This window comes from Pseudomonas sp. G166 (genome assembly GCF_037027455.2).
Classification (GTDB): Bacteria; Pseudomonadota; Gammaproteobacteria; order Pseudomonadales; family Pseudomonadaceae; genus Aquipseudomonas.
Genome location: NZ_CP146985.1, coordinates 16,785 through 41,132, shown reverse-complemented (window position 1 = coordinate 41,132; position 24,348 = coordinate 16,785). Strand labels below are relative to the sequence as shown.

General features: G+C 58.4%; 23 protein-coding genes. 15 read left to right on the top strand and 8 right to left on the bottom strand.

What is annotated here, in order from left to right; all coding sequences use genetic code 11:
- Nucleotides 1–32 precede the first annotated feature (32 nt).
- Nucleotides 33–323 carry a c-type cytochrome gene (locus SGN16_RS00180; protein WP_003196231.1) on the bottom strand — a complete coding sequence of 97 codons (291 nt, stop codon included), beginning with the start codon at nt 321–323 and terminating at the stop codon, nt 33–35.
- A 191-nt stretch (nt 324–514) separates the two neighbouring features.
- On the opposite strand from SGN16_RS00180, the gene yihA reads away from it, so the two are divergent.
- Nucleotides 515–1,156: a ribosome biogenesis GTP-binding protein YihA/YsxC gene (yihA, locus tag SGN16_RS00175; RefSeq protein ID WP_210642175.1), complete on the top strand. Its 642-nt coding sequence runs from the start codon at nt 515–517 to the stop codon at nt 1,154–1,156.
- A gap of 312 nt (nt 1,157–1,468) precedes the next feature.
- Here yihA and polA read toward each other — a convergent pair whose 3' ends face one another.
- A complete protein-coding gene (gene polA, locus SGN16_RS00170; protein ID WP_210642174.1) occupies nt 1,469–4,237 on the bottom strand; it encodes a DNA polymerase I in 2,769 nt (922 codons plus the stop codon).
- Nucleotides 4,238–4,311: 74 nt separating this feature from the next.
- Here polA and SGN16_RS00165 point away from each other — a divergent pair, with 74 nt between their 5' ends.
- Nucleotides 4,312–4,599 (top strand): DUF2782 domain-containing protein, encoded by a 288-nt coding sequence (locus tag SGN16_RS00165; RefSeq protein WP_063323620.1) that lies wholly within the window; start codon nt 4,312–4,314, stop codon nt 4,597–4,599.
- 59 nt (nt 4,600–4,658) lie between these two features.
- Nucleotides 4,659–5,609, top strand: a complete 951-nt coding sequence (locus tag SGN16_RS00160) for a homoserine kinase (RefSeq protein WP_339101924.1) — start codon at nt 4,659–4,661, stop codon at nt 5,607–5,609.
- 94 nt (nt 5,610–5,703) lie between these two features.
- On the opposite strand, the gene znuA is transcribed toward SGN16_RS00160, so the two are convergent.
- Entirely contained in the window at nt 5,704–6,630 is a 927-nt protein-coding gene (znuA, locus tag SGN16_RS00155; RefSeq protein ID WP_210642172.1) for a zinc ABC transporter substrate-binding protein ZnuA, read from the bottom strand.
- 66 nt (nt 6,631–6,696) lie between these two features.
- Between znuA and zur the strand changes: the two genes are divergently transcribed.
- From zur to SGN16_RS00135, 4 genes are read left to right on the top strand one after another with little or no spacing between them, the layout of a single operon-like run.
- The gene (zur, locus tag SGN16_RS00150; RefSeq protein WP_210642171.1) at nt 6,697–7,179 is read left to right on the top strand and encodes a zinc uptake transcriptional repressor Zur; all 483 of its coding nucleotides are present in this window, start codon (nt 6,697–6,699) and stop codon (nt 7,177–7,179) included.
- Complete coding sequence (gene znuC / locus SGN16_RS00145; RefSeq protein ID WP_210642170.1) at nt 7,179–7,961, top strand: zinc ABC transporter ATP-binding protein ZnuC; 783 nt, start codon at nt 7,179–7,181, stop codon at nt 7,959–7,961. The genes zur and znuC overlap by 1 nt, the downstream gene beginning before the upstream one ends.
- Nucleotides 7,954–8,742 carry a zinc ABC transporter permease subunit ZnuB gene (znuB, locus tag SGN16_RS00140; protein WP_210642169.1) on the top strand — a complete coding sequence of 263 codons (789 nt, stop codon included), beginning with the start codon at nt 7,954–7,956 and terminating at the stop codon, nt 8,740–8,742. Before znuC ends, znuB begins: the two co-directional genes overlap by 8 nt.
- Before the next feature lie 37 nt (nt 8,743–8,779).
- Nucleotides 8,780–9,493, top strand: coding sequence for a PA5502 family lipoprotein (locus tag SGN16_RS00135; RefSeq protein WP_210642168.1), 714 nt, complete (start codon nt 8,780–8,782; stop codon nt 9,491–9,493).
- Between the two features lie 118 nt (nt 9,494–9,611).
- On the opposite strand, the gene katE is transcribed toward SGN16_RS00135, so the two are convergent.
- Nucleotides 9,612–11,750, bottom strand: a complete 2,139-nt coding sequence (gene katE / locus SGN16_RS00130; protein WP_335945015.1) for a catalase HPII — start codon at nt 11,748–11,750, stop codon at nt 9,612–9,614.
- Between the two features lie 264 nt (nt 11,751–12,014).
- On the opposite strand from katE, the gene SGN16_RS00125 reads away from it, so the two are divergent.
- From SGN16_RS00125 to SGN16_RS00110, 4 genes are all read left to right on the top strand, one after another.
- Nucleotides 12,015–13,022, top strand: coding sequence for a methionine ABC transporter ATP-binding protein (locus SGN16_RS00125; RefSeq protein WP_335945014.1), 1,008 nt, complete (start codon nt 12,015–12,017; stop codon nt 13,020–13,022).
- On the top strand, nt 13,022–13,696 hold the full coding sequence (locus tag SGN16_RS00120) for a methionine ABC transporter permease (RefSeq protein ID WP_210642165.1): 675 nt from the start codon (nt 13,022–13,024) through the stop codon (nt 13,694–13,696). The genes SGN16_RS00125 and SGN16_RS00120 overlap by 1 nt, the downstream gene beginning before the upstream one ends.
- 79 nt (nt 13,697–13,775) lie before the next feature.
- Nucleotides 13,776–14,549 (top strand): MetQ/NlpA family ABC transporter substrate-binding protein, encoded by a 774-nt coding sequence (locus SGN16_RS00115; RefSeq protein WP_063323628.1) that lies wholly within the window; start codon nt 13,776–13,778, stop codon nt 14,547–14,549.
- A gap of 373 nt (nt 14,550–14,922) precedes the next feature.
- A complete protein-coding gene (locus tag SGN16_RS00110; RefSeq protein WP_210642164.1) occupies nt 14,923–15,297 on the top strand; it encodes a lysozyme inhibitor LprI family protein in 375 nt (124 codons plus the stop codon).
- Nucleotides 15,298–15,443: 146 nt separating this feature from the next.
- Here SGN16_RS00110 and SGN16_RS00105 read toward each other — a convergent pair whose 3' ends face one another.
- On the bottom strand, nt 15,444–16,100 hold the full coding sequence (locus tag SGN16_RS00105) for a glutathione S-transferase (RefSeq protein ID WP_335945013.1): 657 nt from the start codon (nt 16,098–16,100) through the stop codon (nt 15,444–15,446).
- A 196-nt stretch (nt 16,101–16,296) separates the two neighbouring features.
- Between SGN16_RS00105 and SGN16_RS00100 the strand changes: the two genes are divergently transcribed.
- The 4 genes from SGN16_RS00100 to SGN16_RS00085 all read left to right on the top strand — a co-directional run bounded on the left by SGN16_RS00100 (nt 16,297) and on the right by SGN16_RS00085 (nt 19,501).
- Nucleotides 16,297–16,860: a TetR/AcrR family transcriptional regulator gene (locus tag SGN16_RS00100; RefSeq protein ID WP_335945012.1), complete on the top strand. Its 564-nt coding sequence runs from the start codon at nt 16,297–16,299 to the stop codon at nt 16,858–16,860.
- A gap of 181 nt (nt 16,861–17,041) precedes the next feature.
- Nucleotides 17,042–18,190: a GGDEF domain-containing protein gene (locus SGN16_RS00095; protein ID WP_335945011.1), complete on the top strand. Its 1,149-nt coding sequence runs from the start codon at nt 17,042–17,044 to the stop codon at nt 18,188–18,190.
- A 333-nt stretch (nt 18,191–18,523) separates the two neighbouring features.
- Nucleotides 18,524–18,943 (top strand): organic hydroperoxide resistance protein, encoded by a 420-nt coding sequence (locus SGN16_RS00090; protein ID WP_210642160.1) that lies wholly within the window; start codon nt 18,524–18,526, stop codon nt 18,941–18,943.
- A gap of 33 nt (nt 18,944–18,976) precedes the next feature.
- The gene (locus SGN16_RS00085) at nt 18,977–19,501 is read left to right on the top strand and encodes a phage infection protein (protein ID WP_335945010.1); all 525 of its coding nucleotides are present in this window, start codon (nt 18,977–18,979) and stop codon (nt 19,499–19,501) included.
- A 113-nt stretch (nt 19,502–19,614) separates the two neighbouring features.
- Here the strand turns inward: SGN16_RS00085 and SGN16_RS00080 are convergent, their stop codons facing one another.
- The 3 genes from SGN16_RS00080 to SGN16_RS00070 all read right to left on the bottom strand — a co-directional run bounded on the left by SGN16_RS00080 (nt 19,615) and on the right by SGN16_RS00070 (nt 24,266).
- Nucleotides 19,615–20,403 (bottom strand): SDR family oxidoreductase, encoded by a 789-nt coding sequence (locus SGN16_RS00080; protein ID WP_335945009.1) that lies wholly within the window; start codon nt 20,401–20,403, stop codon nt 19,615–19,617.
- A 265-nt stretch (nt 20,404–20,668) separates the two neighbouring features.
- Nucleotides 20,669–22,225, bottom strand: coding sequence for a methyl-accepting chemotaxis protein (locus SGN16_RS00075; RefSeq protein ID WP_335945008.1), 1,557 nt, complete (start codon nt 22,223–22,225; stop codon nt 20,669–20,671).
- A gap of 991 nt (nt 22,226–23,216) precedes the next feature.
- The gene (locus SGN16_RS00070) at nt 23,217–24,266 is read right to left on the bottom strand and encodes an FAD-binding oxidoreductase (protein ID WP_335945007.1); all 1,050 of its coding nucleotides are present in this window, start codon (nt 24,264–24,266) and stop codon (nt 23,217–23,219) included.
- Nucleotides 24,267–24,348 lie beyond the last annotated feature (82 nt).

The following is a 24,348-nucleotide window of genomic DNA, read 5'->3' as shown; positions in this document are numbered from 1 at the left end:
ACGGCTAAGGGTTAAAGAGTTATGGACCGGGTTTACTCGCTCATCCACTGGATGATGGCTCGGTAATCCTCGGCACTGCAGTCCATGCACAAACCACGCGGCGGCATCGCCTTGAAACCCTGGGTCACGTGTTGCACCAGCGTCTCCATACCTTTCGCCAACCTCGGCGTCCAAGCTTCCTGATCGCCCTTGCGGGGCGCCATGGGGAGTTGGCCGGAATGACAGGCACCACAAACACGGTTGTACACAGCTTCCGGATCCTGTGTAGCCTGAGCGCTGTAAAGCGGCATCAAGACACCGGCAGCTAGCAGCCATTTCGTCATAAAACGACCTTTTCAGGGTTGGGAGCGAGCTGCGTTCTAGTGCGCAATTTCGGTCGATCGCTCCCGTGAGCTTCATCCTACGCTGGGACAAAGCGCACACAAAATCTGCGGCATTATATACTGGCGTCACTGAAACGGAAACGACACAGCTTGCCGCGTCCATTCCCGACGCCGCCCACATCGGAAATCCCATGCAACTGAAGAACCCCATCCTTGGCCTGTGCCAACAGTCCACCTTCATGCTCAGCGCCGCCAAAGTCGATCAATGCCCCGACGATGAAGGCTTTGAAGTGGCTTTCGCCGGGCGTTCCAATGCCGGTAAATCCAGCGCGCTGAACACCTTGACCCATGCCAGCCTGGCACGCACCTCGAAAACCCCGGGTCGCACGCAGCTCTTGAACTTCTTCAAGCTAGACGATGAACGCCGTTTGGTCGACCTGCCCGGTTACGGCTACGCGAAAGTACCGATCCCGCTCAAGCAACACTGGCAGCGCCATCTGGAAGCCTACCTGGGCAGCCGCGAGAGTTTGAAAGGCCTGATTCTGATGATGGACATCCGGCATCCGATGACCGACTTCGACCTGCTGATGCTCGACTGGGCTGTCGCCAGCGGCATGCCGATGCACATCCTGCTGACCAAGGCGGACAAGCTCACCTACGGCGCGGCCAAGAACACCCTGCTCAAAGTGCAGTCGGAAATTCGCAAAGGGTGGGGCGATACGATCACCATCCAGCTGTTCTCGGCCCCCAAGCGCATGGGCCTGGAAGAGGCCTACACTGTATTGGCCGACTGGATGGAATTGGCAGACAAGGGCAGCGAACAGGCGGAATAAGCCAAATCGCAGGCAAAAAAAACCCCGGACTTCGTATGGGGAGGGGGAAGTTCGGGGTCCAAGTTCCGGACCGCTAGGGCGGGGTCCAGATATCTGCCAACACTTAACACAACATAGGAGCATTGAAGGGCTTCACCAGCCATTCAGAATCTCTGAGTAGCAATTCACCGGTTTAGTTCAGATTATTTTTGGAAATAGCCTTAGGAATTTTCCGAACTAATTAGAAGGCCGCCCAAGACGTGCGGTGATGCACTGTGGCGAGGGAGCAAGCTCCCTCGCCACAAAAAACCCTTGAGCCTCGGGGTTTGGGAATCAGTGCGCCTCATCCCAGTTATTGCCCACGCCCACTTCCACCAGCAGCGGCACGTCCAGGGTGGCGGCGGCGCTCATGTGCTGGCGAATTTCCTCGCGCACCTGGTCGACCAGGTCTTCACGCACCTCCAGCACCAATTCGTCGTGTACCTGCAGGATGACCTTGGCATCCAGCCCTGATGCGCTCAGCCAGCGATCCACTGCCACCATGGCTTTCTTGATGATGTCTGCGGCCGTGCCTTGCATCGGCGCGTTGATCGCCGTGCGCTCGGCACCTTTGCGCAACGCAGGGTTTTTCGCATTGATGTCCGGCAGGTACAACCGGCGGCCGAAAATGGTTTCGACGAAACCCTGCTCGGCCGCCTGGGCACGGGTGCGCTCCATATACGCCAGCACACCTGGGTAACGGGCGAAGTAGCGGTCGATGTAAGCCTGGGACTGCTTGCGATCGACGCCAATCTGCTTGGCCAGGCCAAATGCACTCATGCCATAGATCAAACCGAAGTTGATCGCTTTGGCACTGCGGCGCTGATCATGAGTGACCGCCTCCAGCTCGACCCCGAAAACCTCGGCGGCCGTAGCCCGGTGCACGTCCAGATTATGGCGAAACGCGTAGAGCAGGCCCTCATCCTTGGCCAGGTGCGCCATGATCCGCAATTCGATCTGCGAGTAGTCCGCCGCCAACAGCTTGTAGCCTTTCGGCGCGATGAAGGCCTGACGAATCCGCCGGCCTTCGGCGGTACGAATCGGAATGTTCTGCAGGTTCGGGTCGATCGAGGACAGGCGTCCGGTAGCGGCGACAGCTTGCTGATAATTGGTATGGACGCGGCCCGTGCGGCTGTTGATCTGCTCCGGCAGCCGATCGGTGTAGGTGCTCTTGAGCTTGCTCAGCGAGCGGTATTGCATCAGCACCTTGGGCAACGGGTAATCCTGCTCCGCCAGTTCGGCGAGCACCGCCTCGGCGGTGGACGCCTGGCCCTTGGCCGTTTTGCTGAGCACCGGCAAGCCGAGTTTTTCGTACAGGATCACGCCCAATTGTTTCGGCGAACCCAGGTTGAATTCCTCACCGGCGATCGCAAACGCCTCACGCTCCAGCGCCACCAGTTTCTCGCCCAACTCGACACTCTGCACGCCCAGCAGGTTGGCATCGACCAGCGCACCCTGGCGTTCGATGCGCGCCAGGACCGGCATCAACGGCATTTCAATTTCCGTGAGCACTTTGCCCAGGCTTGGCGTGGCGGCCAGCTTTTCCTGCAAGGCCTGGTGCAGGCGCAAGGTCACGTCTGCATCTTCGGCGGCGTAAGGACCGGCCAGTTCCAGGGAGATTTGATCAAAAGTCAGCTGTTTAACACCTTTTCCAGCGATATCCTGGAAATCGGTCTTGCTTTGGCCCAGGTACTTGAGCGCCAGGCTGTCCATGTCATGGCGGGTCGCCGTGGAATCCAGCACATAGGATTCAAGCATGGTGTCGAAGGCGATGCCCTGGACCAGGATGCCATTGTCCTGGTCGCCACCGATGGCGCAGTTGGCCAGGATGTTGGTTTCGAACTTGGCGTGCTGGCCGACCTTGAGCTTGTTCGGGTTTTCCAGCAGGGGCTTGAGGGCCTTGAGCACCGTATCGCGGTCCAACTGCTCCGGCACGCCCATGTAGGAATGGGTCAACGGGATGTAGGCGGCCTCGAACGGCGCAACGGCGAACGACAATCCCACCAGTTGCGAATGCTGGGCGTCGCCACCGTTGGTTTCGGTGACGAAGGCAAACAGCGGCGCTTTGTCGAGTTTGGCCAGCCAGGCATCGAAGCGCGCCTGATCGAGGATGACTTCATACTTGGCCTCGACAGCGCCGGGTTGTTCGTCGCTGACTTCGACGATCTCCTGGCCCGCACGTTTGGCGTCACGCTGGTTTTCTTCAAACCAGCTTTTGAATTCCAGCAGTGTGTACAGTTCGGCGAGTTTCTCGTGGTCCGGCGCGCCCATTTTCAGATCGTCGAGGCCGATCTCCAAAGGTACGTCCGTCTTGATGGTCGCCAGCTCATAGGAAAGCAGCGCCATTTCCTTGTGCTCTTCGAGCTTGGCGGCCAGGGTCTTGGCGCCACGGATGGGCAAGGTGGCAACGATGTCCAATTGCGCATACAGCTCGGTCAGGCCGCCATTGACACCCACCAGCAAGCCGGACGCGGTCTTCGGTCCGATGCCCGGAACACCCGGAATGTTGTCGGATGAATCGCCCATCAATGCCAGGTAATCGATGATCTGCTCCGGAGCGACGCCAAACTTCTCCTTCACGCCAGCCACGTCCAGTGCACTACCGGTCATGGTATTGACCAAGGTAATGTGACCGTCGACCAGTTGCGCCATGTCTTTGTCGCCGGTGGAGATCACCACCGGACGGTCGGCCGCGGCGCTGCTGCGGGCCAGGGTGCCGATCACGTCATCGGCCTCGACGTTGTCCACGCACAGCAGCGGGAAGCCCAGGGCCTTGACGCTGGCATGCAGCGGCTCGATCTGCACGCGCATGTCATCGGGCATGCTCGGGCGGTTAGCCTTGTATTCGGCATACAGCGCATCGCGAAAAGTCCCACCCTTGGCGTCGAATACCACGGCGAATGGACTGTCCGGATACTGCTTGCGCAGGCTCTTGAGCATGTTCAGCACGCCCTTGACCGCACCGGTCGGCAGGCCTTTGGAGGTGGTCAGCGGTGGCAGCGCGTGAAAGGCGCGGTACAGATAAGAAGAACCGTCCACCAGGACGAGGGGGGCTTGGCTCATGAGCAGGATCAACCTTTTCGGCGGGTCCGGGGCTAGAATAGCGGGACCGTTGACGACAAAGGGACAAGGTTATCATGCGTACACTAAATCGCCTGTTACTGGCTGGCTTGTTTGCAATCACCCCGTTGGCCGTCATGGCGGCGGACGACGCGCCCTCGGCGGACCCGGATGTCACCATCCGCACCGAAGGTGATAAAACCATTCAGGAGTACCGGCAAAACGGCTTCTTGTACGCGATCAAGGTCACGCCCAAGCACGGCAAGCCTTATTTCCTGGTGCGCGCCGATGGTAGCGATGCAAACTTCATCCGCTCGGACCAGCCGGATATGCTGATTCCGTCGTGGAAAATCTTTGAGTGGTAATACCGCTCTGCACTTCAACCGGCGCCCGCTGAAGGGCGCCCGTACTGGCAGTTTTAACCATGTCTGTGTTCACCCCCCTGGCTCGGCCCGAGCTGGAAACCTTTCTCGCCCCTTATGGGCTTGGCCGTCTGCTTGATTTCCAGGGGATCGCCGCTGGCAGCGAAAACACCAATTTCTTCATCAGCCTGGAGCAGGGCGAGTTCGTCCTGACCCTGGTCGAACGCGGCCCGGTGCAGGAAATGCCGTTCTTCATCGAACTGCTGGACGTGCTGCATGACGCCGACCTGCCGATACCTTACGCCTTGCGCACCACCGATGGCGTGGCGCTGCGGGAACTGGCGGGCAAGCCGGCACTGTTGCAACCGCGCCTGGCGGGCAAGCACATCAAGCAGGCCAACGCGCAACATTGCGCCCAGGTCGGCGAGTTGCTGGCGCACCTGCACCTGGCGACCCGGGACAAGATGATCAAGCGCAAGACCGACCGCGGCCTGGACTGGATGCAGGAGGAGGGCGCCAAGCTGCTGTCGCACCTCGACACCGAGCCCCGCCGGCTGCTTGAGGCCGCGCTGGATGAGATTGCCCTGCAGAAGGTGGGCATCCTGGCGCTGCCCCGGGCCAATATCCACGCGGATCTGTTCCGCGACAACGCGATGTTCGAAGGCACGCACCTGACCGGGCTGATCGACTTCTACAATGCCTGCTCCGGGCCGATGCTGTATGACGTTGCCATTGCCTTGAACGACTGGTGCTCGGACGACGACGGTGTGCTTGATGGCGCGCGGGCGCGGGCGTTGTTGGGGGCCTATGCGGCGCTGCGACCGTTCACTCCCGCCGAGGCCGAGCTATGGCCAACCATGCTGCGCGTGGCGTGCGTACGGTTCTGGCTATCGCGGTTGATCGCCGCCGAATCCTTCGCCGGGCAGGATGTGTTGATCCACGATCCGATGGAGTTCCAGCAGCGCTTGGCGCAGCGGCAGACAGTCCACACTCCGTTGCCTTTCGCCCTTTAAACAGCATCGCGGGCAAGCCTTGCTCCCACAGGTGTAAGCGATTTTTCTGTGGGTGCAAGGCTTGCCCGCGATGGGAACGCCGCCAATCCAAGCGTTACAGTGACTCCAGGCAACCCGCCAAATCATTCCCCAACTTTTCCAACAACTGCTCATACCCTTGCGCCGTCGCCGGGGTATAGCCGCCCAGTGCATCCAGCTCCGCCAGCTTCACCGGCAACCCGGCCACCAGGGTTTCGGCCAGGCGCGGGCGCAGGGGCGGTTCACTGAACACGCAGGTCTTGCCCACGGCCTGCAAGCGCGTGCGCATCGCCGCCACATGCTGGGCACCGGGCTGGACTTCGGCGGCCACGGCGAACACGCCGGCGTGCTTGAGGCCGTAGTTGTCTTCGAAATAGTCGAACGCTTCGTGGAACACGAAATACGGCTTGCCCGCGACCCCGGCCAGGCGCGCCTTCAAGCGTGTATCCAAGGCGTCCAGACGCTGGTTGAAACCCTTTAGGTTGCTTTGATAACGGGCGGCATTGGCGGGGTCGGCCGCGCTCAGGTCAGCCGCCATCTTCGCGGCGATCACCCGCGCGTTGGCCGGCGAAAGCCATAGATGGGCGTCGACAGAGCCGGGGCGGTGGTCATGATCATGCTCGTCGCCATCGTGCTCATCCTCGTGGGACTGGCTGTCCTGGGCGAAGTGACGAAGCTTGAGCCCTGGCAAATCCTGTACGGCGACAGAAGGTAACGTACGACCGTTCAGCACCCGCGGTAGGAAGCTTTCCATGTCCGGGCCGATCCAATACAGCAGATCCACGGCTTGCACCTTCCGTACGTCGGATGGCCGCAAGGCATAGTGATGCGGCGATGCGCCGGGAGGCAGCAACACTTCGGGAACTGCCACGCCGTCCTGCACCGCAGCGGCAATCAGCTGCAATGGCTTGATGCTGGTCAGGACTTTGACTTCGGCCTGGGCCGGGCCGATCAGTAGGAAACTTGCGACAAAAGCGACAAAGAGCGAAAAAATTCGGGACACGATGACCACTCGAAGAGGCGAGAACGGGTAACATAATAACGTCTCTCACTGAACTCGTCGCTGCCCATGCCTATCACACCCCTTGCCAGTCGCCCCCACGATCACTCCCACTGCGTGCACAGCGCGCTGTCCGAGGCCGATGCCATCTGCGCACGCCAGGGGTTGCGCCTGACCGCCTTGCGTCGACGCGTGCTCGAGCTGGTCTGGCAAAGCCACAAGCCGCTGGGCGCCTACGACATCCTGGCCGTGCTCAGCGAGCAGGATGGCCGCCGCGCGGCGCCGCCGACGGTCTATCGGGCGCTGGATTTCCTCTTGGAAAACGGCCTGGTGCATCGCATTTCGTCGCTGAACGCGTTCGTCGGCTGCAACCATCCGGAGCACGCTCATCAGGGCCAGTTCCTGATCTGTCGCGAATGCCACGCCGCCATCGAGCTGGAACAGAAGTCCATCAGCGATGCGATCATCGCCAGCGCCAAAGAGGTGGGCTTCGTGGTCGACAGCCAGACCGTCGAAGTGGTCGGTCTCTGCTCCGGCTGCCAGGGGGCTTGATGAGCAACGCGTTGATCCGCCTCGAACAGGTGGCCGTGACGTTTGCCGGGCAAAGCGTGCTGGATAACATCCAACTAAGCGTCGAGCCGGGGCAGATCGTTACCTTGATCGGCCCCAACGGCGCCGGCAAGACCACCCTGGTGCGTGCCGTGCTGGGTTTGCTCAAGCCGGACAGCGGCAGTGTCTGGCGCAAGCCAAAGCTGCGGATCGGCTACATGCCGCAAAAACTCCACGTAGACCCGACCCTACCGTTGTCGGTGTTGCGCTTCCTGCGCCTGGTGCCTGGCGTGGACCGCGCACGGGCCTTGGCGGCGCTCAACGAAGTCGGCGCCGAACAGGTGATCGATAGCCCGGTCCAAAGTGTTTCCGGTGGCGAAATGCAGCGCGTGCTGCTGGCCCGCGCCCTGCTGCGCGAGCCTGAACTGCTGGTGCTCGACGAGCCGGTGCAAGGCGTCGATGTAGCGGGGCAGGCCGAGCTGTACAGCCTGATCACGCGCTTGCGCGACCGTCATGGTTGCGGCGTGCTGATGGTGTCCCACGATTTGCACCTGGTAATGAGCACCACCGACCAAGTGGTCTGCCTCAACCGCCACGTCTGCTGTTCCGGGCATCCTGAGCAGGTCAGTGGCGATCCGGCCTTCGTCGAGCTGTTCGGAAAGAACGCACAAAGCCTGGCGATTTATCACCACCATCATGACCACGCCCATGACCTGCATGGTTCAGTGGTCAGCGACTCGTCTGTTTCTACCCATGTTCATGGAGATGGCTGCAAGCATGGCTGACTTTCTGTTGTACGCCCTGCTCGCAGGTCTGGCCCTCGCGCTGGTGGCCGGCCCCCTGGGTTCGTTCGTGGTCTGGCGGCGCATGGCCTATTTCGGCGACACCTTGTCCCACGCGGCGTTGCTCGGCGTGGCCCTGGGGTTTCTGCTGGACGTCAGCCCGGCGGTGGCGGTGACCGTTGGCTGCCTGTTGTTGGCGGTGCTATTGGTGACATTGCAACAGCGCCAACCGCTGGCGTCCGACACGCTGCTGGGAATTCTCGCACCCAGTACCCTTTCCCTCGGGCTGGTGGTACTAAGCTTCATGCATGACGTGCGGATTGACCTGATGGCCTACCTGTTCGGTGATTTGTTGGCCATCAGCCCTGCGGACCTGTCGTGGATCCTGGGCGGCAGCGCGGCGGTGCTGCTGTTGCTGGTTGCGCTCTGGCGGCCACTGCTGGCCGTCACCGTGCACGAGGAACTGGCGCGCGTCGAGGGCCTGCCTGTGGTGGGTTTGCGGCTGGCGCTGATGTTGCTGATTGCGGTGGTCATCGCCGTGGCGATGAAGATCGTCGGGGTGTTGCTGATTACCTCATTGCTGATCATTCCGGCGGCTGCGGCACAACGTCACGCCCGCTCCCCGGAGCAGATGGCCCTGGGCGCGAGCCTGCTGGGCATGCTCGCGGTGTGCGGTGGGCTGGCGTTGTCGTGGTTCAAGGACACTCCGGCAGGGCCGTCGATCGTGGTCAGCGCCGCAGCGCTGTTTCTGCTGAGTTTTGTCCTGCCCCGCCGAGGGGTGTAGACTTGCTCGCTTTTTGCGCAAATAGAGAGTCGCAGGAATGAAGCCGTTCGCCTCCCGTTATCTGCTCCTTGTCGCATTTTCCCTGCTACTGGGCGCTTGCCAGAGTTCGCCGCCGGTCATCGAGGCCCCCGATACGCGGGGCCCGGCCATCGCGCAGCTTGAACAAAGCCTGGCCAGCAATGAACTGGCCACCGCTGAAGATCAGTTGGCCGCCTTGCAGGCCCAGACGCCTGACGATCCCTCGCTGGAACCCTATCAACGGCAACTGGCCGAGGCGTATTTGCGCCGCAGCCAGATCGACCTGCAAAAAGGCGATGTCAACGCCGCCACCACCGCGCTGAGCCGCGCCCGAGCCTTGATGCCCAAGGCGCCGGCACTTTCCGGTGAGGTCAACAGCGCGATTGCCGAAGCCCGCAAGGCCGAGCTGGAAAAAGCCGAGGCCGCCCTCCAGGCCGCCGAAGCCAAACCGGTCGCCAAAGTGATTGATCCGAGTAGCGAAAGCACCACGGTGGCGCTCAATATCGGCGATATACAGCAAATGCGTCGTCAACTGGACGCCATCGCTGCTGATGTGGTGAATTTTCAATGTGACGTCAGCATTCAGGCGCCGCGTACCGATGATTATCCGTGGTTGGCAACGCTGCTGACCAAGCGGGTCAAGAAACTTGATCCTGGGTTTGACCTGAAGTTGCAAAAGCAGATTTTGCGCAGCGTGCCGGCGCAGATGGTTCTAACTCCGCGTAAGCCTTAAAAAGCATCGCGAGCAGGCTCGCTCCCACAGTGATTTTGTGTCGATCACAAAACCCCATGTGGGAGCGAGCCTGCTCGCGATAGCGTCCTACCAGCAAACAATCTCTTTCAGACAACCCTCAAGCCGGAACCGCCTTGGCCTTAGGCTCCCGCGCCCAAACCCGATGCTGAGCAATCGCCGCAAAAAACCGCGAAAAACCGCTCGCCTCCGCGTCTTCGATCAACCCCGCATCCACCTCCAGCTTCAACTCCACCAACAACTGCCGGGCCTCACCATGAAGCCCAATGGCTTTCAGATGCTTGTAGGCCTCCAGCACGTAATGCAACGCAACTCCATCGCGACTCAAGGCCTTGATCGACTCCGCACCGCCCGGTACGAACACCGCGTCGAAGGCAATCGACGGCAGGCCTTCCATGGACGCATCCACCGCTAGCTTTTGCCCAGCGGCCGTAGTCACCGGTGCCGAAGTCGGCCCCAGCACTTTGGCATGGGCGCCCTCGGCCTTCAGGGCCTGTTTGAGGGCGTCGATGATCGCCCCATCGACACCGTTGGCCACCAGCACCGCCACTTTCCGGGTCTTGATGTCGCCAGACAGCAGGTTCGCCTGGCTCAAGGCCGGGGATTGCTCCAGCGAAGGCGTCGGAACATCGACAGTACCCGCAGTCGGTGCCGGCAAGCCGAGGTTTTTCGCGACTCGCCCAGCCAGATCCAAGTCGATGTTGGCGAGGATCTCATTGACCTGCCGTTTCCGGATGAACTCCCGCTCCACCTTGCCCAGTTCGAAGCTGTAGGCGGCGATGATGTGCTCCTGCTCGTGGGCGCTCATGCTGTTGTAGAACAGCCGGGCCTGGGAGAAATGATCGCCAAACGATTCGCTGCGCTGGCGGATCTTGTGCGCGTCGATGCGCTCTGGATAGCTTTCGAAGCCACCGTCCTCAGGGCCGGGCGGGGTTTCCTTCGGCCAGCCGCCATCGATGGAGTTCGGCTCGTAGGACGTGCGCCCCTTGTCGATGGTGCTGCGATGCATGCCGTCACGCTGGCCGTTGTGCACCGGGGTAATCGCCCGGTTGATCGGCAGCTCATGAAAATTCGGCCCACCGAGTCGGCTGATTTGCGTATCGGTGTAGGAAAACAGCCGACCCTGCAGCAACGGGTCGTTGGAAAAGTCGATACCCGGCACGATATGCCCAGGGCAGAACGCAACCTGCTCGACTTCGGCGAAGAAGTTGTCCGGGTTGCGGTTCAGCACCATTTTGCCCAAGGGCGTGATGGGGACCAGTTCTTCAGGGATGATCTTGGTCGGGTCGAGCAGGTCGAAGTCGAATTTATGCTCGTCTTCCTCGGCGACGATCTGTACGCCAAATTCCCATTCCGGGTAGTCGCCCATCTCGATCGATTCCCAGAGATCGCGACGGTGGTAGTCGGTATCTTTACCCGCGAGTTTCTGGGCTTCGTCCCAGACCAATGAGCAGGTGCCGACCGTAGGGCGCCAGTGGAATTTGACGAAGCTGCTTTTGCCTTCGGCGTTGATCATGCGGAAGGTGTGCACACCGAAGCCTTGCATACTGCGCAAGCTTTTCGGAATGGCCCGGTCGGACATCGCCCAAATCACCATGTGCGCCGATTCCGGCACCAGCGAGACGAAATCCCAGAACGTATCGTGGGCCGAACCGCCGGTAGGTATTTCGTTATGGGGTTCGGGTTTTACCGCGTGGACGAAGTCTGGAAACTTGATCGCGTCCTGGATGAAAAACACCGGCATGTTGTTGCCCACCAGGTCGAAGTTGCCTTCGTCGGTAAAGAACTTCACCGCAAAGCCACGCACGTCCCGCACGGTGTCGCCGGAACCCCGTGGACCTTGCACGGTGGAAAAACGCACGAATACCGGGGTTTTCTTACTCGGATCTTGTAGGAAACCGGCTTTGGTCAAGGCCGAGTGCGCATCATAGCTCTGAAAATAACCATGAGCCCCGGTACCGCGAGCGTGGACGATACGTTCCGGGATACGTTCATGGTCAAAATGCGTGATTTTTTCACGCATGATGAAGTCTTCCAGCAACGAGGGGCCGCGGGCGCCGACGCGAAGGGTGTTCTGGTTATCGGCGATTTTCACGCCTTGGTTGGTGCGCAACGCTTGTTCAGTGGCGTCGGAACGGAACTGTTCCAGGCTCTCGAGCTTGGCGTTGGTGTTGCCGCGATCCAGCGTGTCGGTCCCGGCCAGTTGGCTCTTGTTGACCGTGGGCTTTTCGATACTCATCAGGCATAACTCCTCTTTACGATCCCCGCCGTGGCCAGGACTCTTGAGTTCGATACCGCAGGTCGATACCTGGGCATTTTCGAGTTGCTTAATGAGTGACCGATGCCGTTTGGCTGTGTTCCTTTTTTATGGCCTTTGATCGCGTTATTGCCAAATGACAGGTCTGATCGCAAATAAATGCTAAGAACCTCTATACGGACAGGCTAAAATGCGCGCCCGGCTAACCGCTGATCCTTTTCCAACGCGCCCCACAAGGTTCGCTACGTGATCGAGTTTCAAAACGTTTATAAAACCTACCGGGTTGCCGGTAGGGATATCCCCGCCCTGCACCCGACCAGTCTGACGATTGAGAACGGTCAGGTCTTCGGCCTGATCGGCCATTCCGGTGCGGGAAAAAGTACCCTGCTGCGCCTGATCAATCGCCTGGAAGATTCCAGCGGCGGCAAGATCATCGTCGACGGCGAGGAAGTCACCGCCCTGGACGCCAGCGGCCTACGGCGCTTCCGGCAGCAGGTCGGGATGATTTTCCAGCACTTCAACCTGCTGGCCTCCAAGACCGTGGCCGACAACGTCGCGCTGCCGCTGGCCTTGGCGGGCGAATTGTCCCGCAGCGAAATCGACCAGCGCGTCGCCGAATTGCTGGCGCGGGTGGGCTTGTCCGACCACGCCAGGAAATACCCGGCGCAACTGTCCGGCGGCCAGAAGCAGCGCGTCGGCATCGCCCGCGCCCTGGCGACCAAACCCAAGATCCTGCTGTGCGACGAGGCCACCAGCGCGCTCGACCCACAGACCACCGCCTCGGTGCTGCAACTACTGGCGGAGATCAACCGCGAACTGAAGCTGACTATCGTGCTGATCACCCATGAAATGGACGTGATCCGCCGCGTATGCGATCAAGTCGCCGTGATGGACGCTGGCGTGATCGTCGAGCAAGGCCCGGTGGCCGAGGTGTTCCTGCACCCCAAGCACGCGACCACCAAGCGTTTCGTCCAGGAAGACGAGCAGATCGACGAAAGCGAACAACGCGACGATTTTGCCCACGTACCCGGGCGCATCGTGCGTCTGACCTTCCAGGGCGAAGCGACCTACGCGCCACTGCTCGGCACCGTCGCCCGGGAAACCGGTGTGGACTACAGCATACTTGCCGGCCGTATCGACCGCATCAAAGACACCCCCTACGGGCAACTGACCCTCGCCATCACCGGCGGTGACATGGACGCGGCGTTTGCCCGCTTCACCGCGGCCGATGTCCATATGGAGGTGCTGCGCTAATGGAACTGTTGAGTTCGTTCTTCTCCAACATCGACTGGCTGGAAATATGGCTGGCGACAGGCGACACCTTCCTGATGCTGTTCGGTTCGCTGTTGTTTACCGTGCTGCTCGGCCTGCCGCTGGGTGTACTGCTATTCCTGTGCAGCCCGCGTCAGTTGCTCGAAGCCCGCGGCGTTTATGCGCTGCTGTCGCTGATCGTCAACATCCTGCGTTCACTGCCATTCATCATCCTGTTGATCGTGATGATTCCGTTCACGGTTTTGATTACCGGCACTTCGCTGGGCGTGGCCGGCGCGATCCCACCGCTGGTGGTCGGCGCGACGCCGTTCTTCGCCCGCCTAGTGGAAACCGCCCTGCGTGAAGTCGATCGCGGCATCATCGAAGCCACCCAGGCCATGGGCGCGACGACTCGGCAGATCATCATCAACGCCTTGCTGCCGGAAGCCCGCCCGGGCATTTTTGCAGCGATTACGGTGACCGCGATTACGCTGGTGTCCTACACGGCCATGGCCGGTGTGGTCGGTGCCGGTGGTTTGGGCGACCTGGCGATCCGCTTCGGTTACCAGCGTTTCCAGACCGATGTGATGGTAGTCACGGTGGTATTGCTGCTGGTGCTGGTTCAGGTCCTGCAAACCGTGGGCGACAAACTGGTTGTGCATTTTTCTAGAAAATAAGGCCTCGCGGCCAATAAACCATGAGCCGGCCATTCGCTGGCAGGCGCCGAGAGCAGGCGCTTCAAAAGGAGTTAGCTGAATGAAGAAACTACTGGTTGCCTTCGCTGCCGCCGCAGCGTTTTCCGCCCACGCCGCCGACACCCTGACCGTCGCGGCAACCCCGGTGCCGCACGCGGAAATCCTCGAATTCGTCAAACCGGCCCTGGCCAAAGAAGGCGTGGACCTCAAGGTCAAAGTCTTCACCGACTACATCCAGCCGAACGTACAAGTTGCGGAAAAACGCCTGGACGCCAACTTCTTCCAGCACCAGCCGTACCTGGATGAGTTCAACAAGGCCAAGGGCACGCACCTGGTGAGCGTGGCCGGCGTGCACCTGGAACCCCTGGGTGCGTATTCCAGCAAGTACAAGGCCCTTACAGAACTGCCGGGCGGCGCCAACGTGGTGATCCCGAACGACGCCACCAACGGCGGTCGTGCGTTGTTGCTGCTGGCGAAGGCTGGGGTGATCAAGCTCAAGGATTCGAACAACATCCTGTCCACTACCAAGGACATTGTTGAGAACCCGAAGGATCTGAAATTCCGTGAACTGGAAGCCGCGACCATTCCGCGGGTGCTGACTCAGGTGGATCTGGCGCTGATCAATACCAACTATGCGTTGGAGGCCAAGCTTGATCCTTCCAAGGATGCGCTGGTGATTGAAGGTAGCGACTCGCCTTATGTGAACATCCTGGTGGCTCGTGAGGATGACAAAGACAGTGAGGCGATGAAAAAGCTGGTGGCGGCGCTGCATACGCCGGAAGTGAAGGCTTTTATTCTTGAGAAGTACAAAGGGGCGGTTTTGCCGGCGTTTTGATCTGATCGGGTGATAAAAAAACGGGGCTGCATGTGAATGCAGCCCCGTTTTTTATGCTCGGAAATGCCTTATTCTGAGCAAACCCTTAAAAAATGCACTGATTGAGGGTCATCAAGCAGATTGCACGGTGATCTACACGGACCACGTGAGGGCGTTCGGATTCTCTTGCGTGGGAACTACATCGTTGCGGCGTGCGGCAGCGACCTTGATCTTTGGTCGAGAAAGTCAAAGTTGCATCGAAAGGCAGTCACGTCCGATTGTGGGCCATGGAAAACATGAAGGCGGTAGGATCCGCTTCATTGTTCTACAACCCTCATGATAAATTCCCCGCCGCGACCTCTAATGAATAGAGGGCATTCAGGGAGAGAAGTGAGTGATCAAGTCTTTGTTGGTTGGGACATTGCTGGCAATGGCATCAGCATCGGCATTTGCGATGAGTTGCGATAACCCTAGAAACGCCTATGACAGAACCTATTGCGCGTCGCTGAAAATGGTTCAGTCGGATCAGGAAATCAACGAGCAATACAAGAAGACGATGGGTGCTCTGAACCCGGAGCAAAAGAAAAAAGTAAAAGCTGCTCAAATCCAGTGGATCAAAAATCGTGACAGCGCCTGTTCCAACGATGGCCTGCTCTACCTGGACTGTGCCAATGAGAAGACCGAGGCGCGTATCGTCATACTCAAAGCTGTCGAGCGCGAGTGCCGTGCTGCCGGTTGCGACGACGCCAAGCTGTCGCAAGTCGAGTAACCCGTAAACAATCAGCACATCGGGCTTGTTCGCGCTCATTCAACATTGCGCTCCATCCCTTTTGCACCCCGTGACTCATTTGCGGGTCGGAATATCCAGGAAAAACCCGACGTAACGCGTCGGGTTTTTCTTTGGCGGGTTACTCGCTATCGCGGCTCAACACCACGCTCCACCATGGCACGCCATGCCTGGACGCTGGGGCGCTCCTGCATCCTGGCGTGCCATGCTCGAAGCGCCACGCACTCTTCAGGCACGGGGAGCTGCACCAGCGAGGCGAAGATCATGCCGCCCAGCACCGCAATGTCGGCCATCGAGAATTTGTCGCCCGCGACAAAGGGCTGGTCTTTGAGCAGGTTGTCGAAATAGCCCATGCCCCTGATCGCCTTGTCGCCCATCCGGCGACCCCATTCCGCATTCTGATACAGCTCGACCTTGGGCCCGAGGCCCGGCGTTGCATGGTGAAAGTACACGCTGACCGCATCGAGAAACTCGTTCTCGGCACGCTTGGTCATCATATGGATGAGGCCCTTTTCCAGAGGCGTTTCGCCCGTCAGCGTCGGCTCACCGACCAAGCTATCCAAGTACTGGGTGATCGCCGTGCACTCCGCGATCCGCGTCCCATCGTTCAGCTCCAGCACAGGCAATGTCCCGGGGTAATTGATGGCCAGGAACTCGGGTTGCTTGTGCTCACCGGTCCAGAGATTCACCGACACGAATTCGATTTTCGGTAGCAAGCCCTTTTCCGCCAACGCAATGCGCACTCGGGCGGGGTAAGGGCCGTTGAACCAATCGTAGATTTTCATCGAAGGAACAGTGGAAACGTCAACGTGCTGCTGCGAAGAGGTCATGATCCGATCACCTGCCTGTCAATTGGTAGGTAAAGACTGGGCCGATGTTTTTGCGCTGTCAATCCCCTACCTGTCAATTGGCAGGTAAACGGATCTGTGAGTAGAATCCGCGCGTATGAATCAGTCGAAGACTCGAAGCGAGGGGGGCAACGTGAACGAAAATGCTCGGGAGGCCATATTGGCGGCGGCGAAATCCGCTGCTCAGCTGCACGGTTACAGCGGGATCAATTTCCGTAGCATTGCCGAAGAAGTGGGCATCAAGAATGCGAGCATTTACTACCACTTTCCGAGCAAGGCAGGCCTGGGTGCCGCAGTCGCCGAACGCTACTGGCAGGACGCGCTGCGGGTGTTGGAGGATATACGGGCCGCCAATACCGATCCGAAGCGCTGCCTGCGGCTATACCCGTCGATTTTTCGAAAGTCGCTCGAGGACGGCAACAGGCTGTGTCTGTCCAGCTTCATGGCAGCCGAATACGAAGACCTTCCCGAAGAGGTGTCGCGAGAGATCAGGGCGTTTGCGGACGTTAACGTGACGTGGCTCGCCCAGGTGTTGGCAGATGCCGGAGTGGGCAGTACAGAACAGTCTGAACGTCGAGCCCGCGCCATTTACACTGCGGTTGCGGGTGCTCAGTTGATCGCGCGAACACGGGCGGATGTCAGTCTGTTCGATGATCTGATTTTGAGCTATCAGGAGACGGGATTGATTCCAGTCTGATTGCTTATTTCTTGTAAACAGAAGATGCGCAATGCCCGCGAGAGCAAGCTCCCTCACCACGGGGTTCAATTTCAGTGGAGATATCGGGATCTGGTTGGAGCCAAGAGCGTAATTCAGTTGTTTGCGCTAATGGCAGGGTGCCACAATCGTTTTTTTGTTGCGTTATAACCAGGTGGTTCAAATGGATGGCCCAAGATTGCGCAATGGCCAGGATTTTGTAATAGCCGAGCAAGTGCGAACTGACCGCTTGCAGCAACTGTTTCGCCAATCCGTTTCTGCGGTTTTCGGTAGTTACCTCGCGGCCATCATGCTGAGTTGGCTATGCTGGGATCGGTTTGAGCACAGCGTCATTCTTTGGTGGCTGGCCATCCTGACCGCTTCGACGTTGTTGCGTATCGCGTTATTTGTGGCCTATTTCCGCAGCGACGAAAGTCAGCGCACGCCTCAACATTGGGAGCGCAAGTACTGGATCACGCTGGTGTCGTCCGCCAGCATCTGGGGGGGAGGCGCATTGGCTGTCATGCCGGCAGACGATCTTTTGACGCAGGCACTGGTCATGCTCTTTGCTGTCGGGATGTCTGTCAGCGCGGTGTCGTGCTACTCGGCCTACCGTGATATGACACTCGTATCCATCGGCTTGGTGCTGTTGCCGTGCACCGTCTGGCTGCTGTTTCAACCATCCCCGATCCAAGTCGGCATGGCCCTCTCGATTTTGGTGTTCGCGGCATTTGCTGCCCGCGCTACGCACAAAATGTCCCAGGCACTGGAAACCGCCTTCCGACTCACCCGTGAAATGGAACAGGCGAACAGCATTTCAACCCGCGCCGCTCAAACCGATGAGCTGACCGGTTTGAAGAGTCGGCGGGCTTTCTTCGAGCATGCCCAGCAGCTTTACAACGAATGTAAGGCCAAGCGGCAAGGGTTATGTGCGGTCATGTTGGACATGGATCACTTCAAGCACATCAACGACACCTATGGCCATCAGGTCGGGGATCAGGTTTTGCGCCAAATGGGAGAGGTCATCAGTTCGTCGTTTCGGGCAACGGACATCCATGGCCGCCTAGGTGGTGAAGAATTCGCCATTCTGCTGCCCAACACCTCCATCGAAGTCGCCACCCAGATTGCAGAACGGCTCGTCGATACGATTGCGGGTTTGATCATCGAACCTGTTCATTGCATAACCGCCAGCCTCGGCGTCGCGTCTACGGAGGCCTGCAATAAGGACCTTCACAGCTTGATGAACGATGCAGATAAAGCCCTGTATCGAGCGAAGGCGTTGGGGCGTAATCGAGTGGCTGTCGCGGGCTTTGCATCATCAGTCGGAATTTGATCGCCCCCACGTTCATGGAAATGATCGAGAACCCCATCACCTGCTGGTGAACACCCTCTCCCCCGAGGGCAGCAACTGCGCTGCCCCTGCTGATCCCCTAGCACCTCCTTCCCCTTGGCTCACCGCGCGGCCCACGCTGGTTGGCAGCATTCCGACGCCTAAAAATAAATTTCCTTTTATATCAATTAGTTAAATCTTAATCGGTAAATTTTCAAAAATTTATCTTGCGCACTAACTACTTGTCCGTTAACTTTATCGCAACTGGTTAGCGCGCAAACATTTAGCGCAAACCAAAACAAACTCGATCAGACCATCAGCAAGAGAGGAAATACCATGAACGTTCTCTATACCGCAGTCGCAACCTCCACCGGTGGCCGTGATGGCCGTGCTGTTTCCAGCGACAAGATTCTCGACGTGAAACTGGCCACTCCAAAAGCCTTGGGCGGCGCTGGTGGTGAAGCCACCAACCCTGAGCAGTTGTTCGCAGCTGGCTACTCGGCCTGCTTCATCGGCGCATTGAAGTTTGTCGCCAGCCAGAGCAAACGCAGCATCCCTGCTGACGCCTCGATCACGGCACACGTCGGCATCGGCCAGATCCCTGGTGGTTTCGGTCTGGACATCGACCTGCACATCGACCTGCCAGGTCTGGATCAAGCCGATGCTCAAGCGCTGGTCGACGCGGCTCACCAGGTTTGCCCGTACTCCAACGCGACACGCGGCAACGTCGACGTCCGTTTGCACGTCACCGTCTAACTCACTTCATCCACGAATAAAAAGGATCAGGACATGAACACTTTCAGCAAAACTCTCGTTGGCTCGCTTCTGGCTCTGTCGCTCGGCAATGCGTTCGCAACTTCTTTTGTTCAACCTACGTTCGCTGAGGGCGGTTCGGATCGCCTGATCGAGAGCCGTGTAGCCGAAGGCGGCTCCGATCGACTCATCGAAAACCGTGTCGCTGAAGGCGGCTCCGATCGCTTGATCGAAAACCGCGTAGCCGAAGGGGGCTCGGATCGCTTGATCGAGAACCGTGTAGCGGAAGGCGGCTCGGATCGACTGATCGAAAACCGCGTAGCCGAAGGCGGCTCCGATCGCTTGATCGAAAACCGCGTAGCCGAAGGCGGCTCCGATCGCTTGATCGAGAACCGTGTAGCGGAAGGCGGCTCGGATCGACTCATCGAAAACCGCGTAGCCGAAGGCGGCTCGGATCGACTCATCGAAAACCGCGTAGCCGAAGGCGGCTCGGATCGACTGATCGAAAACCGTGTAGCCGAAGGCGGTTCTGATCGCCTGATGGAAAACAGGGTGGGCTGAACAATCCCTTCACCACTCCAAAGCCGGTCGAATCAACCCATGTTGCTTCCAAAAGAAAAAACGCCGCTTATCTCTCATGAGGAAGCGGCGTTTTTGCAACGTGTCATAAGATCCTAAACGATGCTATCCACTACACCACCATCAACACGCAGCGCCGCTCCCGTGGTGGCCGAGGCTTGTTCCGAGCTGGCATAGATGATCATGTTGGCGACTTCCTCGACACGCGCCGCGCGCTGGATGATCGAGGTACTGCGGTGCTGATTGACGAAATCCGCTGCCACCTTTTCCAGACTGTCCCCCGTGCGCTCGACGTCTGCCTGGAGCATCTGGGCAACACCTTCGGAAAGCGTCGGCCCGGGCAGCACCGAGTTCACCGTCACCCCCGTGCCGGCGAGACGCTTGGCCAGGCCGCGAGCGATTGAAAGCTGGGCGGTCTTGGTGAAGCCGTAGTGGATCATGTCCGCGGGGATGTTCACGCCCGATTCCGACGAGACAAACACAATCCGCCCCCAACCGCGCTCGACCATGCCCGGCGCGTAGGCCCTGGAAACCCGCACACCCGACATCACGTTGGTTTCGAAGAAGCGCTGCCATTCGCTGTCCGGCGTTTCGAAAAAGTCTTCCAGTTTGAAAATGCCCAGGTTGTTGATGACGATATCGAAGCGTGGGTACTTGGCGATCAGAGCCTGGCAGCCAGACGCGTTGCTGAGATCGCCAACAAAGCCATCAGCCCTTGAAGCAAGGGCGCCCAAGCGCTGCAACGCGTCCTCCACGCTGCTCTCGCTGCGACCGTTGATGACCACGTTGGCGCCGGCTTCAAGGAAGCCTTTGGCTGTGGCAAAACCGATACCGCTGGTGGAGCCGGTGACTAAGACGTGGCGTCCGGTGAAGTCGATGTTCATGAGGGGACTCCTTGATGAATGAATCAAAGAAAGTGCGATATTTCTGACTGGAGGGTAGTCCGACGGATTTAGGGATAGCTTTGCATCCCAACGTCGTCGATATCGCAGACCCTTAATCATGGACACGATTGAGGCTTTGCGCCTTCTGGTGATCAATCAACCATCAGGAAGCCGACCTCACCGCCAGCTCGAGGAACACAGCCGGCGCCGGTGCCCGTGATACCTGAGGCATTGCGGGTGCAAAACGGCGCCGCCTCTGCCACGTCTACACTTTAAAGCGTCCTACCAGCCTTTCCAGTTCATGACCCAGCCGTGCGAGTTCGGTACTTGAAGAAGCTGTTTCCTCGCAGGTGTTTGCCGTCTGCTCGGAGATGTCGCGAACGTTGATGACACTGCGATTGATTTCCTCGGCGACTGCGCTTTGCTGCTCCGCTGCGGTGGCGATTTGCTGATTCATGGTCTGGATGATCGATACTTTACTCGTGATGTTTTCCAGGGCGCTTACCGCGCGGTGGGTAAATTCCACGCTGCTTTCGCTCAACAGCTGGCTGCTTTCCATGCCTGAGGCAACGGCATGAGTACCACTCTGTACACCGGCCACCAGACTTTCAATTTCTTCAGTGGAACGCTGGGTGCGTAAGGCAAGACTGCGCACCTCGTCTGCTACCACCGCAAAGCCACGGCCAGCCTCGCCGGCGCGTGCAGCTTCAATGGCTGCGTTCAGCGCCAGCAGATTGGTTTGCTGGGCCACCGCCTTTATCACATCGAGTACCCCACCGATTTTTTCACTTTGTTCCTGGAGATGACGTACAGCATCGGCCGACTGATTGAGCTCTTCGGCCAAGCGCTTGATCTGCACTATGGCCTCATTCACGATTTGCTCTCCCTCAGAGGCTTGCTGATCCGCGGCAGACGCGGCAGTTGAGGCCTCTTCAGCATTGCGTGCGACGTTTTGAACCGTTGCGGTCATTTCACTCATCGCGGTGGCGACATGATCCGTTTCGGTTTTCTGATTATTGACGCCCGCATTGGTTTGCTCGGTGACCGCCGACAGCTGCTCGGCAGCACTGGCGACCTGAATGACGCCGGATCGAATGCCCTCGATCAGCTCATGAAGATTGAGCATCATCTGCTGAAGGCCTGATTGCAGCTGACCCAACTCATCACGCCGATTGACCTGCACAGGCTCACTCAAATCACCCCGGGCAATACGATTCACGGCCTGTAGCGTGTACTGCAGTGGGTTAACGATTTGTTGGGTAATAATCCACGCAGCAAGTGCGCCCAGTAGCAACGTCAAGGCGGCGACAAGCCCCAGCAGAACCTTGGCAGACGCGGCGTCGGCATCGCGCTTGGTATTTTGCGAATCAATGAGTTTTTGCGTCGTATCAAGCAGTAGATCACCGAGTTGCCCCATGCGTTTATAGATGGACACTTGGTCAGCATTGGGTTTGGCCAGATCAAGCAGCAGTTGTCCGTATTCTCTGACGGATGTGTTCTGTTGTTGAATCAGTTGCTGGTCAATCGGGGCAGTGAACTGGGTGCTGATGTTTTGCAAGTGGGCTGCCAGATTGTCCAGAATTTTCTGCAGCGGTTGATAGGCATCCGGTTGAGGGTTTGCACCTAGACGTAAACGGCTGATTCGCAGGTCTTTGGTGTAATCGCTGACTTGAGCAATTTTCTCGATTTTAACCCCGCGGTCGGTCAACGTCGTAATGGCGTACCAACCCGTCGAAGCGAGTAACAACGCAAGCCCTAGTACCAGGCCGAAGCCCAAGCTTAATTTCGCGCTGACACGGATGTTGCTGATCCAGCCAAACATAGAGACTCCAGTTGTAACTCAGATTGATTGAACATGGCGTCCGGAATGTCGACCAAGAGCCTGAATGCTTTAGTTTTAGAGTGGCAACAAAAGTACTCTGGAGGGCAATTAGCCTCATACGTGAAAAAATATTGTTGTGCGGGGCTACCCGGTTAAGGCGTGGCTGAAAGGATACAGCGCCCAGCCTGCCGGCCATTCCAGAAGAGGTTTGTTCCGAACTAAGGGAGCATTTTCAAACACCCATAAACTGTCTAGTTCTTTAGTCGAATGTTCATGCTCGTTCGGTTCTGGTGGGCCCATACTTATAGTGCAAGCACGGAAACAGTGCAGTGTGTGACGGAAGGTTTAAATCTCGATGGCTTGCTTAAGGTAAAAAAATAGCCGGTCTTGGCAGGCTCTGTATCGGGCTTCGAGGCCCTCGACCTCCCACATTCGAGCAAGCCATACCTCATCACATGACGCGTCAATATCATTGACGGCGACGCTCCATACAACCTGAGCGTGTTGTGTGGCACGTAGCAATTGCAATAACTCCTCAGTGATTGGAAGCGCTTTAGTCTTAACTCTTTTTAGCGACATAAACCATCCAGGACTAATTCAAGATCGAGATTGTTTTGCGTCGCGCACTATAAGGCTCAGTTTATGAAGGCTGTATTCGACTTATGGCTAGCAAGACAGCGCAAAAATAGACTGCTCTTGGCAGTAGTTATTCATTACGCTTATGACGCTTTAATTACTGACTGCTTTATGGTGAGGGTGAGCATGGCGGACCTGCATTCAAGGCCGGTCGTCAACGAAACTTATTAATCTTTCACAAGAAGAGTTAGCAGCTATGGCGGGAATACACGAATTTACGGGAGTCAATTGAACGCGAATTAAAGTACATCAATGATGCCCAGTCTAATGAACGAAAGGTTTTGGTCAACGCTTTCAGGAATTTGACGCTTCCTTGGCTGATTGGGGGAGTAGGCGAGCTTAGGCCATTCAACCCTCACGGAGCTTGAAAAAAACGATCCGGACGGCAGGAGTTGAGGGCAGAGCAAGCCTTGTCGCCGACGATCTCTTCACTGGCAAGACGGCCCACAATCGCCGCCAGGGTCACTCCGGGGTGCATGACGCACACGTAGACGCCGCCGACCTGCGCAGGATAACCAATGATGGGGATGCCATCGGCGGGCATGGGCCTGAATCCGACTCGAGCCGATTGCAGATCCAGGGAGACTACGCCTTGGAGTTCGTTCTTGATGGCGTTGGCCGTTCGCAGTGCTATCGCCGCTGGTTGGTTTTCCAGGGTATCGTCCAGGTAGTCTTCGGCCGCCAGCAACGCACCTTCCGGGGTTTGCCTCACTTCCATTTCGGGGTTGGAGATGAGGGTGCGTACCAGGTTGGGCTGTGATTCATAGCGGATGAAAATCGCCGGGGAGGCTTCTATCGGCAGAGAAATTTTAAGCAGGTCTGCTAGCTTCGCGACGCCTGTGCCGGCTGCCAATACAACGACATCGGCTTCGATGACGCCTGCGGCGGTTTCGACACCCAACACGGTGGAACCATGGGTTCTAAAGCCGAGAACCGGCGTTTGGGTGAGCACTTTCGCACCGCTCGCCTGAGCTCCGGCAATCAACGCATGGGTTGTTGCTATGGCGTCCAGTGCTCCTTCTTCTGCTGCATACGAAGCGGATTGAGGAGGGTTCCTGAGATTTGGCTCAAGCTCACGGATCTGTGATTGAAGTATCCGGTTTGCCGAAGCTTCTGAGCTCGCACCGTAAGACAGCGCGCCGCTCCATTGGATCTTCAGACCGGGCAGTTGCGTTTCGAGTCGGCGGTATTCCTGGATGGCAGCACCGCGCAATGGCGCGATGGGGTCGGGTTCACCGTGTGTGGTGTTGATCCAGGCGAATGAGTTGCCGGTCACGCCTGACGCGATGCCTTCGGCCTCGACTACCGTGACTTTCGCGCCTTTGGTCGCCAGGTGGTAGGCCAGGGACGCGCCTACGATGCCCGCTCCAACGACGATGACGCGTTTGCCTGGACCGTTATCCATTCGGCCTCCGTTGGGTTTGCCTGGGGGAATACGTTAGCCCGGTTGGGGCTGCTTTGCAGCCCAGCGGGGTTAAATCCCCTCG

Excerpts from the sequence above, each read along its gene's own strand:
- SGN16_RS00080 (WP_335945009.1), bottom strand. The coding sequence starts at position 20,403 with ATGAACATCGACTTCACCGGACGCCACGTCTTAGTCACCGGCTCCACC.
- SGN16_RS00090 (WP_210642160.1), top strand. The coding sequence starts at position 18,524 with ATGAACGTTCTCTATACCGCAGTCGCAACCTCCACCGGTGGCCGTGAT.
- SGN16_RS00085 (WP_335945010.1), top strand. The coding sequence starts at position 18,977 with ATGAACACTTTCAGCAAAACTCTCGTTGGCTCGCTTCTGGCTCTGTCG.
- znuB (WP_210642169.1), top strand. The coding sequence starts at position 7,954 with ATGGCTGACTTTCTGTTGTACGCCCTGCTCGCAGGTCTGGCCCTCGCG.
- SGN16_RS00165 (WP_063323620.1), top strand. The coding sequence starts at position 4,312 with ATGCGTACACTAAATCGCCTGTTACTGGCTGGCTTGTTTGCAATCACC.
- polA (WP_210642174.1), bottom strand. The coding sequence starts at position 4,237 with ATGAGCCAAGCCCCCCTCGTCCTGGTGGACGGTTCTTCTTATCTGTAC.
- SGN16_RS00075 (WP_335945008.1), bottom strand. The coding sequence starts at position 22,225 with ATGTTTGGCTGGATCAGCAACATCCGTGTCAGCGCGAAATTAAGCTTG.
- SGN16_RS00160 (WP_339101924.1), top strand. The coding sequence starts at position 4,659 with ATGTCTGTGTTCACCCCCCTGGCTCGGCCCGAGCTGGAAACCTTTCTC.
- SGN16_RS00105 (WP_335945013.1), bottom strand. The coding sequence starts at position 16,100 with ATGAAAATCTACGATTGGTTCAACGGCCCTTACCCCGCCCGAGTGCGC.
- SGN16_RS00070 (WP_335945007.1), bottom strand. The coding sequence starts at position 24,266 with ATGGATAACGGTCCAGGCAAACGCGTCATCGTCGTTGGAGCGGGCATC.
- SGN16_RS00135 (WP_210642168.1), top strand. The coding sequence starts at position 8,780 with ATGAAGCCGTTCGCCTCCCGTTATCTGCTCCTTGTCGCATTTTCCCTG.
- katE (WP_335945015.1), bottom strand. The coding sequence starts at position 11,750 with ATGAGTATCGAAAAGCCCACGGTCAACAAGAGCCAACTGGCCGGGACC.
- yihA (WP_210642175.1), top strand. The coding sequence starts at position 515 with ATGCAACTGAAGAACCCCATCCTTGGCCTGTGCCAACAGTCCACCTTC.
- SGN16_RS00180 (WP_003196231.1), bottom strand. The coding sequence starts at position 323 with ATGACGAAATGGCTGCTAGCTGCCGGTGTCTTGATGCCGCTTTACAGC.
- znuC (WP_210642170.1), top strand. The coding sequence starts at position 7,179 with ATGAGCAACGCGTTGATCCGCCTCGAACAGGTGGCCGTGACGTTTGCC.
- zur (WP_210642171.1), top strand. The coding sequence starts at position 6,697 with ATGCCTATCACACCCCTTGCCAGTCGCCCCCACGATCACTCCCACTGC.
- SGN16_RS00120 (WP_210642165.1), top strand. The coding sequence starts at position 13,022 with ATGGAACTGTTGAGTTCGTTCTTCTCCAACATCGACTGGCTGGAAATA.
- SGN16_RS00095 (WP_335945011.1), top strand. The coding sequence starts at position 17,042 with ATGGATGGCCCAAGATTGCGCAATGGCCAGGATTTTGTAATAGCCGAG.
- SGN16_RS00115 (WP_063323628.1), top strand. The coding sequence starts at position 13,776 with ATGAAGAAACTACTGGTTGCCTTCGCTGCCGCCGCAGCGTTTTCCGCC.